The organism is Brevundimonas sp. EU05-FHT14B07 (genome assembly GCF_058790795.1).
In genome coordinates, this window is sequence record NZ_JBYTCZ010000001.1 from 120485 (window position 1) to 135003 (window position 14519).

The window sequence follows — 14519 nt, forward strand, 5'->3', positions numbered from 1 at the left end:
GGGGGCTAGCGGCCTAGTCGCCCCAGCAGTTCCGCCGCGAAGGTCGACAGGGTGTCGTCGCGCGCGCCCATGACGATGATCCGATCGCCCGGCTTGGCGATCTCGACGATCCGGTCGCCGCAGTCGGCGCGCGTCGCCAGCGCCTCGGCCTGACGGCCGGCGGCGCGGACGCCGGAGGCGATGTCTTCCGATCCCACGCTGCGGTCAGTGGTGCCGCCGTAATAGACCGGTTCGGGCATCAGCAGCACGTCGTCCTCGCGCATCAGGCCGGCGAAACCGTCGATGAACTCGGACTTCATCAGCTTCAGCGGCCCGAACCCATGCGGCTGAAACAGGATCAGCAGCCGGCCGTCGAAGGCGTGCAAAGTCTTCAGCGTGGCCGCGATCTTGTCCGGGTTGTGGGCGAAGTCGTCGATGACGGTGATGTCGCCCGCCGTTCCGACCACCTCCATCCGGCGCCGGATGCCGGCGAAGGTCTCCAGCGCCTTGACCGCCTCGGCCGTCGGCACGCCCAGCGCCCGGGTCGCGCCCAGCGCGGCCAGGGCGTTGGCGACATTGTGCGCGCCGGGCACGTTCAGGATCACGTCGTGTTCGCTCCAGCCCTCGATCAGCCGGAACCGCATGCCTGTCGGCAGGGGCTGAAGATCATGGGCGGACAGGTCGGCCTTCTCTTCGCCCAGGCCGAAGGTGATCGCCTTGCCAGCCGGCAGCGTCTGGGCCAGCGCCGCCGTCTCGGGATTGTCCAGGTTCAACACGGCCGTCGCCGCCCGCGCGGTGAAGCCGCCGAACAGGTCGCGCAACTCCTCCATCGACTTGTGGTCCAGCGAGATGTTGGACACCACCGCCACCGTCGGATCGTAGCGGGCGATCGAGCCGTCGCTTTCATCCACCTCCGACACGAACACGTCGGGCCCGCCGATCAGGGCGCTGGCGAACGGATGGTCGGCGTCGGCGAAGTTCCTCATCACCGCCCCGTTCATGACGGTCGGCTCGCGGCCCGTCTGATGCAGAATCCAGGCGATCATGCCGGTGATGGTGGACTTGCCGCTTGTGCCCGCGACCCCGACCGAGGTCGGGGCGTCGTTGAAGAGTTCACTGAGCAGCTCGGGCCGGGTCTTGATGGTTGCGCCGGCGCGCCTGGCCGCGCCGATGTCGGGCACCGTCTCCTCGATGGCGCCGGTGGCGATGACGGTCTGATCCGCGCGGGTCACGCCCGATCCGTCCTGGGGATACAGGGTCACGCCGTGGGCGCGCAGCCAGTCGAACTTCTCGGGCGTACGGCCCTGGTCCAGCGCCCGGTCCGACCCTTCGATCACGGCGCCGCGCGCCTGGACGATCATGGCCAGGGGCAGCATGCCCGACCCGCCGATGCCGCAGAAGAAATAGGAGGCGTCTTGGTTCATGCCCCCTTAGAACAGGGGATCGGGCCGGTCCGCCAGTAGGGGATCGCAAAAACGACGAAGAAGACGGACGTGACCCCAAAGAGCGATAAAATGGGCAGCTTCAAGATCGGCGTCGTCTGCGCCAGTTCGCGCTTCGCTAAAGAGCGCGCCGAGGCGGTCGAGGCCTGGATGGCGCAGAACCACCCCGACCGCGATGTGGCGGTCGTCTTCCACCCCGCCTGTTTTCTGAAACACGGCCATTTCGCCGGCGACGACCGGGCGCGCGCCGACGCCTTCGTGGAGTTCGCCAACGACCCCCGCATCGACGCCATCTGGTTCGCGCGCGGCGGATACGGCTCCTGTCGCATCGCCGATGCGGTGATCCCGCGCCTGGACGCCGTCGCCCGCAAGAAGCGCTATATGGGCTATTCCGACGCCGGCAGCCTGCTGGCCGGAATGTACAAGGCCGGATTCCAGCATCTGGCGCACGGACCGATGGCCTCGGACTCGGTGCGCGACGACGAGACGGCGAAGGGCGCCCTGTCCTGGCTGACCACCGGGCGGACCGACTGGATCGAGCCGTCGCTGGCGACCGATCCGCGCCCTGCCGTCGCCTTCAACCTGACCATCCTGAACGAACTGACCGGCACGCCGCTGGAGCCGGATCTGTCCGGGCACGTCCTGATGCTGGAGGAGGTTTCCGAGGCCGCCTACCGGATCGACCGGATGATGTTTCACTTGACCAGCCAGGCCAGCATCCGTCGCGTGGCCGGGATTCGTCTGGGACGAGTCTCGGACGTTACGCCAAACGATCCCGATTTTGGTCAGACTCCGGAGGAAATCGTTCGATACTGGTGCCTGCGTTCGGGCATACCCTTTCTGGGAAGCGCCGATATCGGGCATGACGCCGCCAATAAGGTCGTCCCCTTCGGTCGCCCTTAAGGCGAACGACGCGCGACGAAAAGGACACAGTCTCGCCTCTATTCGCTAGAGCAAGACGGCCCGCCTCTCGACAGAACGCTGGTCCTGACCTCAGATGCCGGTCCGCGAGGCGTTAGGACTTCGTTAGCCAAGGCGTTGGGGGACGCTGCGGTTTGCGCCTTCTGCGATGCGGCGGTTCGTTCGGATATCGGGGGATGCCCGGACGAGCCGCCTGATCGTCCTTTAGCCCAACGCGCCCAGATATCTTTCCCATGCCGCCCGTCCAGTGACGGTCAGGACTACGCGGGTGCGAGGCTTGCGGCCCAGAAAACCCCGTCGCAGTTCAATATAGCCGGCGGTTTCCAGTCGGGTCAGGTGACTGGACAGGCTGTTGTTCGGGGCGGCCAAGGCGAGGGCGAGCTCGGTGAAGTCGGCGGCTTCGGCGGTCGAGAGATAGGCCATCACCCCTGTTCTTAATCGATGGGAAAAGGCGGGATCGACGCTGGGCTCGGCCGTCACCTGCGCGTCTCGCGCATCAGGATCATCGCAGGAGCGAAGGCCAGAAGTATCAGACTGGCGCACATGACAACCAAGGCGGCCAAAGACGCTGTGCCGACCCACGCCAAGGCAGCGGCTGCGCCAAAACTTCCGATCGCAACGGCGATGAGCCACCTCCGGTCGCTGGCGATGGCGGTGGTCCACCATGCTGCGCCCCATAGGATCAACACGACCGGCCAGATGACCTGGGCAATCTTCGTCGCATCCGGCGCGGCTTCGTTTCGCGTAACCAGGTGGAAAACGACAAAGGTGGCGACCAGCGCGATGAAGCTGCCGGACCATGTCGCTGTAGCGGATCGGCTAAGGCGGACTCGGTTTGGACCCAAGGTTCTCCAGATCGTCCACGCGACGGTGGCGAAAAAGATCAGGTGCGATCCTATAATTCCCCACGATCCCACGAGATTAGAGATCGGTCCTGTCACGGGTGTTCCGGGTTGCGGGAATCCTTCGATCACGAAGGCCATCAGGACGGCCAACAGTGCAAAGCCATAGGCGCCCCCGAACACGGCGATCAAGAGCAGGAAAGGGGCGGGCTGCCCGCGTCCCGCTACCGCCAATCGTTTGAGGTAGGCCAGGTCGGCTTCGTCCCTTGATGAAGAAGAATCTGTCATTCTTGGCTCTCCTGCGATATGACTGCTTTAAAATATAAACTTATCAAGTCAATGAGGGTTTTGCGCTCATTCGATTCGCTTGTGGGGGCCGCAGGGCTTAAGGATCGCGGGTGCGTTTCGACGAGAGATTCATCGATGAACTGAAGGCCCGCCTTCGGCCGTCCGACGTGATCGGGCGGACGGTGAAGCTGAAACGTCAGGGCCGCGAATATGTCGGCCTGTCGCCATTCTCGAAGGAGAAGTCGCCGTCCTTCTTCGTCAATGACGACAAGGGCTTCTTCCACGACTTCTCGTCCGGCAAGCATGGCGACATCATCTCCTTCCTGCAGGAAACCGAGCGGCTGAGTTTCGTCGAGGCGGTGCAGCGCCTCGCCGGCGAGGCGGGGATGCAGCTTCCCGCCGAAGACCCCAAGGAGGCCGAGCGCGAGCAGAAGCGGGCGGGTCTGTCGGACTGGATGGACCTGGCCCAGAAATGGTTCGCCGCAAACCTGCGCCGCACGCCGGGCAAGGCGGCGCGCGAATATCTGGACAAGCGCGGCCTGCCCGAGGATCAGTGGGAGCGGTTCGGTCTGGGCTATGCGCCTAACGACCGCGAGGGGCTGAAGCAGGCGCTGGTTCAGCGCGGCGCCAAACCCGCCGAACTGGTCGAGGCCGGGCTGCTGATCTCGCCCGAAAGCGGCGGCCAGCCCTATGACCGGTTCCGCGACCGGCTGATGTTCCCGATCCTGGATGCGCGCGGCCGGATCGTCAGCTTCGGCGGCCGGGCCATGAACCCCGACGACCGCGCCAAATATCTGAATGGCCCGGAAAGCCCGCTGTTTCACAAGGGCGCGACCCTGTATGGCCTGCCTGAGGCGCGGCGGATACTGGGCGCGGAATCCAAGAATGACCAGGCCATCATCGTGGTCGAGGGCTATATGGACGTCATCGCCTGCCAGCGCGCGGGCCTGCCGGCCGTGGCGCCGATGGGCACGGCTCTGACCGAGGAGCAGATGGAACGGCTGTGGCGCGTGTCGCACGAGCCGATCCTGTGCTTCGATGGTGATGCGGCCGGACTGCGCGCCGCCTATCGCGCCATCGAACGTTCGCTGCCGCTGCTGAAGCCGGGGCGCTCCTTCCGATTTGCCCTGCTGGGGGCCGGGCAGGATCCCGACGACATCCTGCGCGACAAGGGCGCGCCCGCGCTGCGCCAGGCCCTGGCCGAAACTCATGGGTTCGCCGAGGTGCTGTTCCGCCGCGAACAGGATCTGGAGCCGCTGGACACGCCGGAGCGCAAGGCCGGCTTCAAGGCGCGGCTGAGGAACACCGCCTCGGCCATCCAGGACAAGGATCTGGCGGAGCAATACCGCCGCGACCTGTTCGACCGTTTCGACGCCTTGTTCCCCCGCAGCCCCCAACGCGCGCCCTGGACGCCGGGGCAGGGCAAACGCGGTTTCGGCCCGCCGCCCAAACTGGGTCAGACGGCCGAGGGCGCCCAGGCGATGCAGTCGCTGTTTCGCGCCATCGAGCCCGTGCCGGCCGCCCTGGCCCACGGCGCCATCGACGACCCCGAACGAATGGACGACCATCTGGAGGAAATCGCCGCCCACGGATTCGGCGACAAGGGGTTGGATGGATTGGCGCAGGAGCTGGTTCGCCTGCGTCTATCGGGACATAGCCTTGACTCCGCCGCCCTGCGACGCCATCTGGCGCAATCGGGTCATGATGCCTTAGTGCGCGAGGTCGAGAAGGCGGCGGCAAAGTCCGGCGCGCCATTCCTGGCCGCAAATGCGCCCCTCGCCGAGGCAAGGGTCCGATGGTCGCAGGCGTTCGACGCTTCGACGCGGGTCGCCGCGTTGGAGGACGCCTTGGCCCATGCACGTGATGTGCCTGGGCAGGATGAGGCGTTCCGCCGGCTGAAGGCCGAGCGGGATGCGCTTCGCCGTGCGATCAAAGCCGGGACGATTTGGGAAGACAGCGCGGGCACGTAACCTTACGGCACGCCAAGCATTGTATTTTTCGCCGGGGCGGACTGATCACCCTCTCGGCTGGAGACAGACTGACTATGAACGCACAGACCGAGACGCAGGACACCGAGGTTTCGACCGATGGGCCCCTGCTCGATCTGACGGACGCCGGCGTCAAGAAGTTCATCAAGCAAGCCAAGGCGCGCGGCTATGTGACGATGGAGGAGCTGAACAAGGTCCTGCCATCCGAAGAAGTCACGCCCGACGCTATTGAAGACACCTTGGCGATGCTGTCCGAAATGGGCGTCAACGTCGTGGAGGCCGAGGAGGACGCGCAGGAGCAGCAGTCCACCGACGTCGCCGCTGCCGCCGGCACCGCCGTGGCCGAAACGCCTGCCAAATCCGCCTATGACCGCACCGACGACCCCGTGCGCATGTACCTGCGCGAGATGGGTTCGGTCGAACTGCTGAGCCGCGAGGGCGAAATCGCCATCGCCAAGCGGATCGAGGCCGGCCGCGACGCCATGATCTCGGGTCTGTGCGAAAGCGCCCTGACCTTCGAGGCCATCATGGTGTGGCGCGACGAGCTGGAAAACAACCGCATCCTGCTGCGTGAGGTCATCGACCTGGACGCCACCTATGGCGTTCTGAACCCTTCGTCCCTGCCGGGCGCCGCCCAGCCTGAAGGCGAAGAGGAAGAAGAGACCGAGGAAAAGCCGGCCGCCGAGGACAAGCCTGAGTCCGACGACGACGACGACGACGACTTCGACGATGGCGGCGGCATGTCGATCTCGGCTCTGGAAGCCGAGCTGCGCGACGGGGTGATGGACGTCCTGAACGCCATCGCCGCCGACTTCGGCGCCTTCCGCGCCCTGCAGGACAAGCTGGTTCAGACCCGCCTGAAGGGCGAGGTGCTGAGCGCCAAGGATGAAAAGGCCTATCAGGCGCTGACGACGTCCATCTCGGACCGTCTGAAGACGATGAAGCTGAACAACAACCGCATCGAGGCGCTGGTCGAGCAGCTCTATGCGATCAACAAGCGCCTGATCGGTCTGGAGGGCCGTCTGCTGCGCCTGGCCGACAGCTACGGCATTTCGCGTCCCGAGTTCCTCAAGGCCTATTTCGGCTCGGAACTCGACCCTACCTGGACCGACCGGATCAAGGATCAGGGCGTGCGCTGGACCAAGTTCAGCGAGAACGAAGCCAGCCAGATCGCGACCATCCGCTCCGACGTCGCCGCCGTGGCGCTGGAAGCCGGCCTGCCGATCGACGACTATCGCCGCATCGTCCAGACGGTGCAGAAGGGCGAGCGCGAAGCGCGGCAAGCCAAGAAGGAAATGGTCGAGGCCAACCTGCGCCTCGTGATCTCGATCGCCAAGAAATACACCAACCGCGGCCTGCAGTTCCTGGACCTGATCCAGGAGGGCAACATCGGCCTTATGAAGGCGGTCGACAAGTTCGAGTACCGCCGCGGCTACAAGTTCTCGACCTACGCCACCTGGTGGATTCGTCAGGCGATCACCCGCTCGATCGCCGACCAGGCGCGCACCATCCGCATCCCGGTGCACATGATCGAGACGATCAACAAGATCGTCCGCACCAGCCGTCAGATGCTGCACGAGATCGGCCGCGAGCCCACCCCGGAAGAACTGGCCGAGAAGCTGGCCATGCCGCTGGAGAAGGTGCGCAAGGTCCTGAAGATCGCCAAGGAGCCGATCTCGCTGGAAACCCCGATCGGGGACGAGGAAGACAGCCACCTGGGCGACTTCATCGAGGACAAGAACGCCGTCCTGCCGATCGACGCCGCCATCCAGTCGAACCTGCGCGAGACCACCACCCGCGTTCTGGCGTCGCTGACGCCGCGCGAGGAGCGGGTGCTGCGGATGCGATTCGGCATCGGCATGAACACCGACCACACGCTGGAAGAAGTCGGCCAGCAGTTCTCGGTGACCCGCGAACGCATCCGTCAGATCGAGGCCAAGGCGCTGCGCAAGCTGAAGCACCCGTCGCGGTCGCGCAAACTGCGGTCCTTCCTGGACAGCTGATACGATCAAGGGCGGCTCCGACGGGCCGCCCTTTTTTCTTGGCAGGCGACATGGCCCGAAAGCACGTCAATCTCGGCACGGCGCCGGCCAAGTCCGACCTGCCGCAAAAGCGCTGCGCCGCCTGCGGCCTGCCGTTCGCCTGGCGCAAGAAATGGGCGCGGGATTGGGATCAGGTGCGGTTCTGTTCGGATCGGTGCCGGGCCAAAGGCGCGTCCGAAGAGCGCCGATAGACGGCTCTCCGCCTCGTGACCACGGCGGCGTAGGGAATCAGCTAAGCGTCGTGACCATGCCTTCCGTGTCGCGTATCTCTCCCGTTCTCATCGGCCTCGGCGTCCTGCTGATCCTCAGCGGCTGCGTGCGGCGGCCGCCCGAGCCATTGCGGCCGCCATCGCCCTATCCGTCACGCACCGAGGCGCCGCTGGTCGGGGGGCTGGTGGATCGGATGATCGACGGCGGGATCCAAGCCCTGGTCGTGCGCGAAGGTAGCGATCTGGGCCGTTGTCTGGCCGAGTTGAACGCCGCGCGCGTGCGGTTCAGTCCTGTGCCGGATCGCCAGAACACCGCGACCTGCGGCCTGCATCAAGGCGGGGTGCTGGGCGCCGACCTGGGGACCGTGGCGCGCATGGCGCCGGGCGATGTGGAGATGACCTGCCAGACCGCGCTGGCGCTAAGCATCTGGCGTCGTCAGTCGCTGGAGCCGGCGGCGCGCGAGATCCTGGGCTCTGACGTCGTGCAGATCGACCACATGGGGGCCTACGCCTGTCGCAACGTGAACAACGGCGCGGGGTCGAACCGCATCAGCGCCCATTCCCAGGCAGCGGCGCTGGACTTCGCCGGGGTGCGGCTGAGGGACGGGCGGCGGATCACGGTGACGAAGGACTGGAACGGCGACACGCCCGAAGCGCGCTTCCTGAAGCGTATCCGCGACGACGCCTGCCGCATCTTCGGCACGACGCTCAGCCCCGATTACAACGCCGTCCACTACGACCACCTGCACCTCGAGGCGACCGACACGCGCTTCTGTCGCTGAGGCAACGCTTTGGCGCGGGGTGGATTACGCCCCTATGCGCGGTGAACTGAAGACCTATCAGGCCAAGCGCCGGTTCGGCGAAACGCCCGAGCCGAAGGGCGCGAAGGGCAAGCGCGCGAAGGGCGGCTTCCGCTATCTGATCCAGCGCCATGCCGCGACGCGGCTGCACTATGATTTCCGTATTGAGGCGGACGGGGTGCTGAAGTCCTGGGCCGTGACCAAGGCGCCGTCGCGCGACACGGCGGTCAAGCGGCTGGCGGTCGAGGTCGAGGATCATCCGCTGGATTACGGATCGTTCGAGGGCACAATTCCCGACGGCAACTACGGCGCCGGAACGGTACAGATGTGGGACGTCGGGACCTGGGAGCCGCAGGAGCCGGACTTGGAAGCGGCCTGGGCCAAGGGTCAGATCAAGATGATCCTTCACGGCGAACGGCTGAAGGGCAAATGGGCGCTGATCCGGCTGAAGAGCGATCGGGGCAAACCCTCCAAACGCAACAACTGGCTGCTGCTGAAGGAGAAGGACGACTTCGCCGTGGCGGGGGAGGGCGATGCGCTGGCCGAAATCGACGCCTCGGTGACGACGGGCCGGTCGCTGGCCGAAATCGCGGACGGAACCAAGGAATGGACGGCGTCCAAGCCGACGGGACGAAAGGGCCCGGCCAAGCCCACGCCCTCGAAAGCGGCGGCGAAGGCCAGGAAGCCGCCGGCCTTCGTGCCGATCCAGCTGTGCAAGGTGACTGACCATCCGCCGGGCGGGACGGGCTGGGCGCACGAGATCAAGTTCGACGGCTATCGCATCCAGATCGGCGTGGGCGGCGGTCGGGCGGTCTTGCGGACGCGCAAGGGTCTGGACTGGAGCGACAAGTTCTCGGATCTGGCGACGGACGCGGCGACCTGGCCCGACGCCGTGATCGACGGCGAGTTGTGCGCGCTGGACGACGAACACATGCCGGACTTCGGAGCGTTGCAGGCGGCCATCTCGGACGAGAAGACGGAAGACCTGGTCTATTTCGCCTTCGATCTGTTGTTCGAGGGGGCGGAGGATCTGCGTAAACTGCCGCTGTCGCATCGCAAGGCGCGGCTGCAGGCCTATGTGGACAGGATCGGAAAGGCGGCCGCAGGGCGGCTGCGCTACGTCGAGCATTTCGCCTCGACCGGCCAGGCGGTGCTGGAGAGCGCCTGTCGCATGGATCTGGAAGGCGTGATCTCCAAGAAGCTGGACGCGCCCTATCACGCCGGGCGGTCATCGACCTGGCTGAAGTCCAAATGCCGGGGGCGCGACGAAGTGGTGATCGGCGGCTGGTCGTCCGAGGGCGGCACGCGGTTCCGCTCTCTGCTGGTCGGGGTCAGGGAAAAGGGCGGCCTTCGCTATCTGGGCCGGGTGGGGACCGGCTATGGCGAGGCGGTGACGAAGACGCTTGTTCCGGCGCTGAAGGGCGTGGCGGCGCAGAAGTCTCCCTTCGCCGGGGCGGGCGCGCCAAAGGCGGCCAAGGACATCCATTGGGTCAAGCCGGTGCTGGTCGCCGAGGTCGAGCACGGCGGCTATACCGAATCCGGATCGCTGCGGCAGGCGGCGTTCAAAGGGTTGCGCGAAGACAAGACGGCCGCAGAGGTCACCGAGCCGCCGCAGCCGCCCACGGACATGGGCGACGCGAAGAAGACCACGACGACGGTGCGACCAGCCGGAAAGCCCGGCAAGGTGGTCGTGGCGGGCGTGACCCTCTCCAGCCCCGATAAGGTGTTGTGGCCCGCCGTCGGCGACCGGCCGGCGATCACCAAGGCCGATCTGGCGCGCTACTACGAGGCGGCGGCTGAGCGGATCCTGCCCCATGTGGCGGACCGGCCGACCTCGATCATCCGGGCGCCCGAGGGAATCGGCGGCGAGACCTTCTTCCAACGCCACGCCATGGCGGGGTCGAACCCGCGGCTGAAGCTGATCGACGTCAAGGCGCGCACGCCCTATGTGGCCGCCGTCGATGCGGGCGGCCTGGTCGCCATCGCCCAGTCAGGCGGGCTGGAACTGCACCCCTGGGGCTGTGCGCCCGGCCAGCCGGAAATCCCTGACCAGATCACCTTCGACCTGGATCCGGACGAGGGGCTGGACTTCGCCGACGTCATCGCCGCGTCCAAGGTCGTGAAAGCGAAGATCGAGGCGCTGGGTCTGGCCGCCTTCGTCAAGACGACCGGGGGCAAGGGGCTGCACGTCGTCGCGCCGATCAAGACCGACGCCCGCTCGCGTGTGACCTGGGATCAGAACAAGGCCTTCGCCAAGGCGGTGGCCGAGGCCATCCGCGCCGAGGCGCCGGACCGGTTCACCACGACCCTGGCCAAGAAGGCGCGGGGCGGAAAAATCTTCATCGACTATCTGCGCAACGGGCGGATGGCGACGGCGGTCGCGCCTTGGTCGCCGCGCGCCCGGCCGGGGGCGGGGATCGCCTTCCCGCTGTCCTGGGGGCAGGTGAAGGCCGGGCTGGATCCGGCCGCATTCAACCTTTGGACCTATGCGTCCTTGCTGAAGAAGCCCGATCCGTGGGCCGAATTCCGCGCCTCGGCGGTCAGTTTGAAATCGGCGCTGAAGGCGATGGGCGTCTAGGCCGCGGTCTTCTTCTTTGCCGCAGCCTTCTTGGGTGCCGCCTTCTTTGCCGGAGCCTTCTTGGCGGCTGGCTTCTTCGTCCCCGTCGCCGACCCTTTCAGGCTGTTCCGCAATGCGGCCATCAGGTCGATGACATTGGTGTCGTCGGGTTCGGCGACATCGACCACGCCCTTGCCGCCCTTGGACTTGGCCTTGATCATGGCGCGCAGGGCGTCGTCGTAGCCGTCCTTGAAGTCGGAGGGGTCGAAGTCTGCCTCCTTCTGGCCGATGATGCGGGCGGCGATCTCGACCATGTCGGGATCGGCCTTCACGGTCGGGATGTCGTCGAAATAGTCGTCGGCGTCGCGCACCTCGTCATGGGCGCGCAGGGTGTAGGCGATCAGCCCCTTGCCGCGCACCTCCAGCGCCAGCTGGCGTTCCTTGCCGCGCAGGACCAACTGGCCCAAGGCGACCTTGCCCTGTTTTTGCATGGCGTCGCGGATGACGGCGAAGGCTTCTACGCCAGCGCCCTTTTCGGGGACCACGAAGAAGGGGTCGTCCCAGTACAGCCGGTCGATCTCGGTCTCGTCGACGAACTTGTCGATGGAGATGGTCTTGGTGCTTTCCAGCTTCACCTTGTCGAAGTCGGCGTCGTCGAACAGGACGTATTCGTCCTTGGACACCTCATAGCCGCGCACCAGGTCGCTGCGTTCGACCGGGCCGGTGTCGGGATCCGTCGGCACCATGCGGATGCGGTTGTTGGTGTCGGGATTGATCAGGTGAAACCGCACATCGTTTGTGCTGGTCGTCGCGGTGTAGAGAGCCACCGGACAGGTAACAAGCGACAGCTTCAGATGTCCTTGCCAGGTGGGGCGAGCGGCCATGTCGTTTCTCCTCGATCCATGACAATGCGTCGGGAGGATTTGAGTTCGGACATGGCCGTCCTAGTCAGGCCCTGCCGTCGAAGACGACGTCGAAACCGCCCCACATCATGCGCTTGCCGTCAAAGGGCATGTCCATGTTCGCAAAGCCGGGATCGTCCTGCATCTTGCCGAAACAGGCGTCGGCGGTCGCGCGGTCGGGCCAGGTGACCCAGGAAAAGACGACCACCTCGCCGTCCTCCAGCTTCACCGCCATGGGAAAGCTGGTCAGCTTGCCATCGGGCACGTCCTCGCCCCAGGTCTCGACCTGGGACAGGGCGCCGTATTTCTGGAACAGGGGCCAAGAGGCTTCGGCGGACTTAATGTAGCGCGCCTTGTCCTGCGATTTCACGGGGGTCAGGAAGCCGGTCACATAGGTCATCGGTCGTCTCCTCTTTCTGGATTCAAACATCGGCGACGGCGCGGTCCAGCGCCGCGATGTCGATCTTGATCATGCCCATCATGGCCTGCATGGCGGCCTTGGCGCGCGCGGGGTTCGGATCGGTGGTCAGTTCCATCAGGCGACGAGGCGTGATCTGCCACGACAGACCCCAGCGGTCCTTCAACCAGCCGCAGGCGTTCTCGCTGCCGCCGTCGGCGAGCAGGGCGTCCCACAGCCGGTCCGTCTCGGTCTGATCCTCGGTCATCACCATCAAGGAGACGGCTTCGGTGAAGCGGAAGGTCGGTCCGCCGTTCAGCGCCAGATACTCGCGACCCGCCAGCACGAACTGCACCGTCAGGACCGTGCCTTCAGCGCCGGAGGGCGTATCGACCGGCGAGCGGTTGACGGCGGTGATGCGGCTGTCGGGCAGGAGGCTGACATAAAAGGCGGTCGCAGCCTCGGCTTCGCCGTCGAACCACAGGCAGGGAATGATCTTGTCGCTCATGCCGCATCTCCCTGCGCCAACGCCGCCAGTTGATCGGCGACGGCGCCCCAGCCCTGTTCGAAGCCCATGGCCTTGTGGGTTTCGGCGGCTTTTTCGTCCCAGTGCCGGGCGGTGGCGGTGTAGCGGGTTCCGCCGGCCTCGGGCTCGAAGGTGTCGATCCGCACGAAGTTCATGTCGCCGGCCTGCGGAACCCAGCCCTCTGTAAAGGCGCCGGTCGAGACCAGTTTGCGGCCCTGCACCACCTCCAAAAACACGCCGGAATAGGGATGCCGCTCGCCCTCGGGCGAGGCCATTTCCACATTGGCCCGCCCGCCGACGCGCAGGTCCCAATCCACGACCGGCGTGGTCCAGGGGCGGGGGCAGAACCACTCGCCGGTGCGCTCGGTGTAGATCTTCCACACCGTCTCCGGCGAGGCCTTGATCAGCCGACTGATGCTCAGTTCGCGAATGTCAGCCATCACGACACCATGGCGTGGGCGGCGAAGGCTTCGGGACCGGTGCCGACGGCGGCCGGGTCCATCCACATGACTTCCCAGATATGGCCGTCCGGATCGGCATAGCTGCGGCCGTACATGGAGCCGTAGTCCGTGGCCGCATTGGGATCGCTCTTGCCGCCAGCGGCGCCTGCCTGGGCTACGACGGCGTCGACCGCCTCGCGACTGTTCCGTGACAGGCACAGCAGAACCTGGGCCGAGGCATGGGCGTCGGGGATCGCCCGGTCGGTGAAGGTGCGCCATCTGTCGTGGGTCAGCAGCATGACGTGGATCACGTCCGACACCACCATGCAGGCGGCCGTGTCGTCGCTGAACATCGGGTTCTTGGTCGCGCCGACGGCTTCGTAGAAGGCGATCGATCGGGGCAGGTCGGCGACCGGCAGGTTGATGAAAATCAGCTGGGCCACGACGTTTCCTCTCCTTGTTATTTGCGAAACCTGACTCCGATGATTACCATAGTCAACTATGAAGTTAGAAAAGATAACCTATAAGGCGGGCCGAAAATATCATGATGCGTGCGGCGCTGCGCACGGACTGGACCTGATCGGCGAACGCTGGGCTCTGCTGGTGATCCGCGAACTGATGATGGGTCCGCGCCGGTTCGGTGATCTGAGGAAGGATCTGCACGGCATTTCCGCCAACGTGCTGACTCAGCGACTGGAGGGGCTGGAGGCTTCGGGCATCGTGACCCGCCGCAAGCTCCCGCCGCCCGCCTCGGTCCAGGTCTATGAGCTGACGCCGTGGGGCTACGAGATCAAGCCGGTCTTCATGGTGCTGGGTGGCTGGGCCGCGCGCTCGCCTCGCCACGACCCGACACTGCCGATCAGCGCGGTGTCGATCATGCAGTCCTTCGAGACGATGTTCGATCCGGCCTTGGCCGGGGACGCAGCGATGACCGTCGGCTTCGTCTTCGGCGACGAGCCTTTCGTCGTTCAGATCGAAAAGGGGACGATCACGACCCGCCGCGGCGCCACGGATGCCGCCGATGTCGTCCTGACGACCCAACCGCCGCTGGTCGCGGCCTGCGTCTACGGCAAGGTCCCGCCCGGCGCCTTCGAGGCCGACGGCCTGATGACCCTGACCGGCGACCGTGCCGTGTTCGACCGCTTTGCGGGCTTCTTCAACCTGCCGGAGAAGGCGCCGGTCTGAG

Annotated in this window: 15 protein-coding genes; 7 read left to right on the forward strand and 8 right to left on the reverse strand. The window is 65.8% G+C overall.

Annotated elements, in window-relative coordinates; all coding sequences use genetic code 11:
- Positions 1-5: 5 nt before the first annotated feature.
- Positions 6-1403 carry a UDP-N-acetylmuramate--L-alanine ligase gene (locus AC3WRC_RS00625; RefSeq protein ID WP_492302431.1) on the reverse strand — a complete coding sequence of 466 codons (1398 nt, stop codon included), beginning with the start codon at positions 1401-1403 and terminating at the stop codon, positions 6-8.
- A 90-nt stretch (positions 1404-1493) separates the two neighbouring features.
- On the opposite strand from AC3WRC_RS00625, the gene AC3WRC_RS00630 reads away from it, so the two are divergent.
- Entirely contained in the window at positions 1494-2324 is an 831-nt protein-coding gene (locus tag AC3WRC_RS00630; protein WP_492302433.1) for an LD-carboxypeptidase, read from the forward strand.
- 222 nt (positions 2325-2546) lie between these two features.
- Here AC3WRC_RS00630 and AC3WRC_RS00635 read toward each other — a convergent pair whose 3' ends face one another.
- Together AC3WRC_RS00635 and AC3WRC_RS00640 are read right to left on the reverse strand one after the other, a co-directional pair.
- Positions 2547-2924, reverse strand: a complete 378-nt coding sequence (locus AC3WRC_RS00635; protein ID WP_369814625.1) for a winged helix-turn-helix domain-containing protein — start codon at positions 2922-2924, stop codon at positions 2547-2549.
- Positions 2819-3472, reverse strand: a complete 654-nt coding sequence (locus AC3WRC_RS00640) for a hypothetical protein (protein ID WP_492302998.1) — start codon at positions 3470-3472, stop codon at positions 2819-2821. Before AC3WRC_RS00640 ends, AC3WRC_RS00635 begins: the two co-directional genes overlap by 106 nt.
- 110 nt (positions 3473-3582) lie before the next feature.
- Between AC3WRC_RS00640 and dnaG the strand changes: the two genes are divergently transcribed.
- The 5 genes from dnaG (at position 3583) to ligD (ending at position 11089) form a co-directional block, all read left to right on the forward strand.
- Complete coding sequence (gene dnaG, locus AC3WRC_RS00645; RefSeq protein ID WP_055752846.1) at positions 3583-5442, forward strand: DNA primase; 1860 nt, start codon at positions 3583-3585, stop codon at positions 5440-5442.
- Between the two features lie 74 nt (positions 5443-5516).
- Positions 5517-7463, forward strand: a complete 1947-nt coding sequence (gene rpoD, locus AC3WRC_RS00650; protein ID WP_492302435.1) for an RNA polymerase sigma factor RpoD — start codon at positions 5517-5519, stop codon at positions 7461-7463.
- Positions 7464-7513: 50 nt separating this feature from the next.
- Positions 7514-7693: a DUF2256 domain-containing protein gene (locus AC3WRC_RS00655; RefSeq protein ID WP_084375248.1), complete on the forward strand. Its 180-nt coding sequence runs from the start codon at positions 7514-7516 to the stop codon at positions 7691-7693.
- A gap of 56 nt (positions 7694-7749) precedes the next feature.
- The gene (locus tag AC3WRC_RS00660) at positions 7750-8493 is read left to right on the forward strand and encodes an extensin-like domain-containing protein (protein WP_492302986.1); all 744 of its coding nucleotides are present in this window, start codon (positions 7750-7752) and stop codon (positions 8491-8493) included.
- Between the two features lie 34 nt (positions 8494-8527).
- A complete protein-coding gene (gene ligD / locus AC3WRC_RS00665) occupies positions 8528-11089 on the forward strand; it encodes a DNA ligase D (RefSeq protein WP_492302437.1) in 2562 nt (853 codons plus the stop codon).
- Here ligD and ku read toward each other — a convergent pair.
- The 5 genes from ku to AC3WRC_RS00690 form a co-directional block, all read right to left on the reverse strand.
- The gene (ku, locus tag AC3WRC_RS00670; RefSeq protein ID WP_492302438.1) at positions 11086-11952 is read right to left on the reverse strand and encodes a non-homologous end joining protein Ku; all 867 of its coding nucleotides are present in this window, start codon (positions 11950-11952) and stop codon (positions 11086-11088) included. The two genes, ligD and ku, sit on opposite strands and share 4 nt — an antisense overlap.
- A gap of 64 nt (positions 11953-12016) precedes the next feature.
- Positions 12017-12370: a DUF1428 domain-containing protein gene (locus AC3WRC_RS00675; protein WP_492302440.1), complete on the reverse strand. Its 354-nt coding sequence runs from the start codon at positions 12368-12370 to the stop codon at positions 12017-12019.
- 22 nt (positions 12371-12392) lie between these two features.
- Positions 12393-12875, reverse strand: coding sequence for a VOC family protein (locus AC3WRC_RS00680; protein ID WP_492302441.1), 483 nt, complete (start codon positions 12873-12875; stop codon positions 12393-12395).
- Complete coding sequence (locus AC3WRC_RS00685; RefSeq protein ID WP_492302443.1) at positions 12872-13333, reverse strand: SRPBCC family protein; 462 nt, start codon at positions 13331-13333, stop codon at positions 12872-12874. Before AC3WRC_RS00685 ends, AC3WRC_RS00680 begins: the two co-directional genes overlap by 4 nt.
- On the reverse strand, positions 13333-13776 hold the full coding sequence (locus AC3WRC_RS00690) for a VOC family protein (RefSeq protein ID WP_492302444.1): 444 nt from the start codon (positions 13774-13776) through the stop codon (positions 13333-13335). Before AC3WRC_RS00690 ends, AC3WRC_RS00685 begins: the two co-directional genes overlap by 1 nt.
- 58 nt (positions 13777-13834) lie before the next feature.
- Between AC3WRC_RS00690 and AC3WRC_RS00695 the strand changes: the two genes are divergently transcribed.
- On the forward strand, positions 13835-14518 hold the full coding sequence (locus AC3WRC_RS00695; RefSeq protein ID WP_492302446.1) for a winged helix-turn-helix transcriptional regulator: 684 nt from the start codon (positions 13835-13837) through the stop codon (positions 14516-14518).
- The last annotated feature ends 1 nt before the right edge of the window (position 14519 follow it).

Bases quoted from the DNA above. Each gene is read 5' to 3' on its own strand.
- AC3WRC_RS00625 (WP_492302431.1), bottom strand. From the start codon at position 1,403: ATGAACCAAGACGCCTCCTATTTCTTCTGCGGCATCGGCGGGTCGGGC.
- AC3WRC_RS00630 (WP_492302433.1), top strand. From the start codon at position 1,494: ATGGGCAGCTTCAAGATCGGCGTCGTCTGCGCCAGTTCGCGCTTCGCT.
- AC3WRC_RS00640 (WP_492302998.1), bottom strand. From the start codon at position 3,472: ATGACAGATTCTTCTTCATCAAGGGACGAAGCCGACCTGGCCTACCTC.
- rpoD (WP_492302435.1), top strand. From the start codon at position 5,517: ATGAACGCACAGACCGAGACGCAGGACACCGAGGTTTCGACCGATGGG.
- AC3WRC_RS00655 (WP_084375248.1), top strand. From the start codon at position 7,514: ATGGCCCGAAAGCACGTCAATCTCGGCACGGCGCCGGCCAAGTCCGAC.
- AC3WRC_RS00660 (WP_492302986.1), top strand. From the start codon at position 7,750: ATGCCTTCCGTGTCGCGTATCTCTCCCGTTCTCATCGGCCTCGGCGTC.
- ligD (WP_492302437.1), top strand. From the start codon at position 8,528: ATGCGCGGTGAACTGAAGACCTATCAGGCCAAGCGCCGGTTCGGCGAA.
- ku (WP_492302438.1), bottom strand. From the start codon at position 11,952: ATGGCCGCTCGCCCCACCTGGCAAGGACATCTGAAGCTGTCGCTTGTT.
- AC3WRC_RS00675 (WP_492302440.1), bottom strand. From the start codon at position 12,370: ATGACCTATGTGACCGGCTTCCTGACCCCCGTGAAATCGCAGGACAAG.
- AC3WRC_RS00680 (WP_492302441.1), bottom strand. From the start codon at position 12,875: ATGAGCGACAAGATCATTCCCTGCCTGTGGTTCGACGGCGAAGCCGAG.
- AC3WRC_RS00685 (WP_492302443.1), bottom strand. From the start codon at position 13,333: ATGGCTGACATTCGCGAACTGAGCATCAGTCGGCTGATCAAGGCCTCG.
- AC3WRC_RS00695 (WP_492302446.1), top strand. From the start codon at position 13,835: ATGAAGTTAGAAAAGATAACCTATAAGGCGGGCCGAAAATATCATGAT.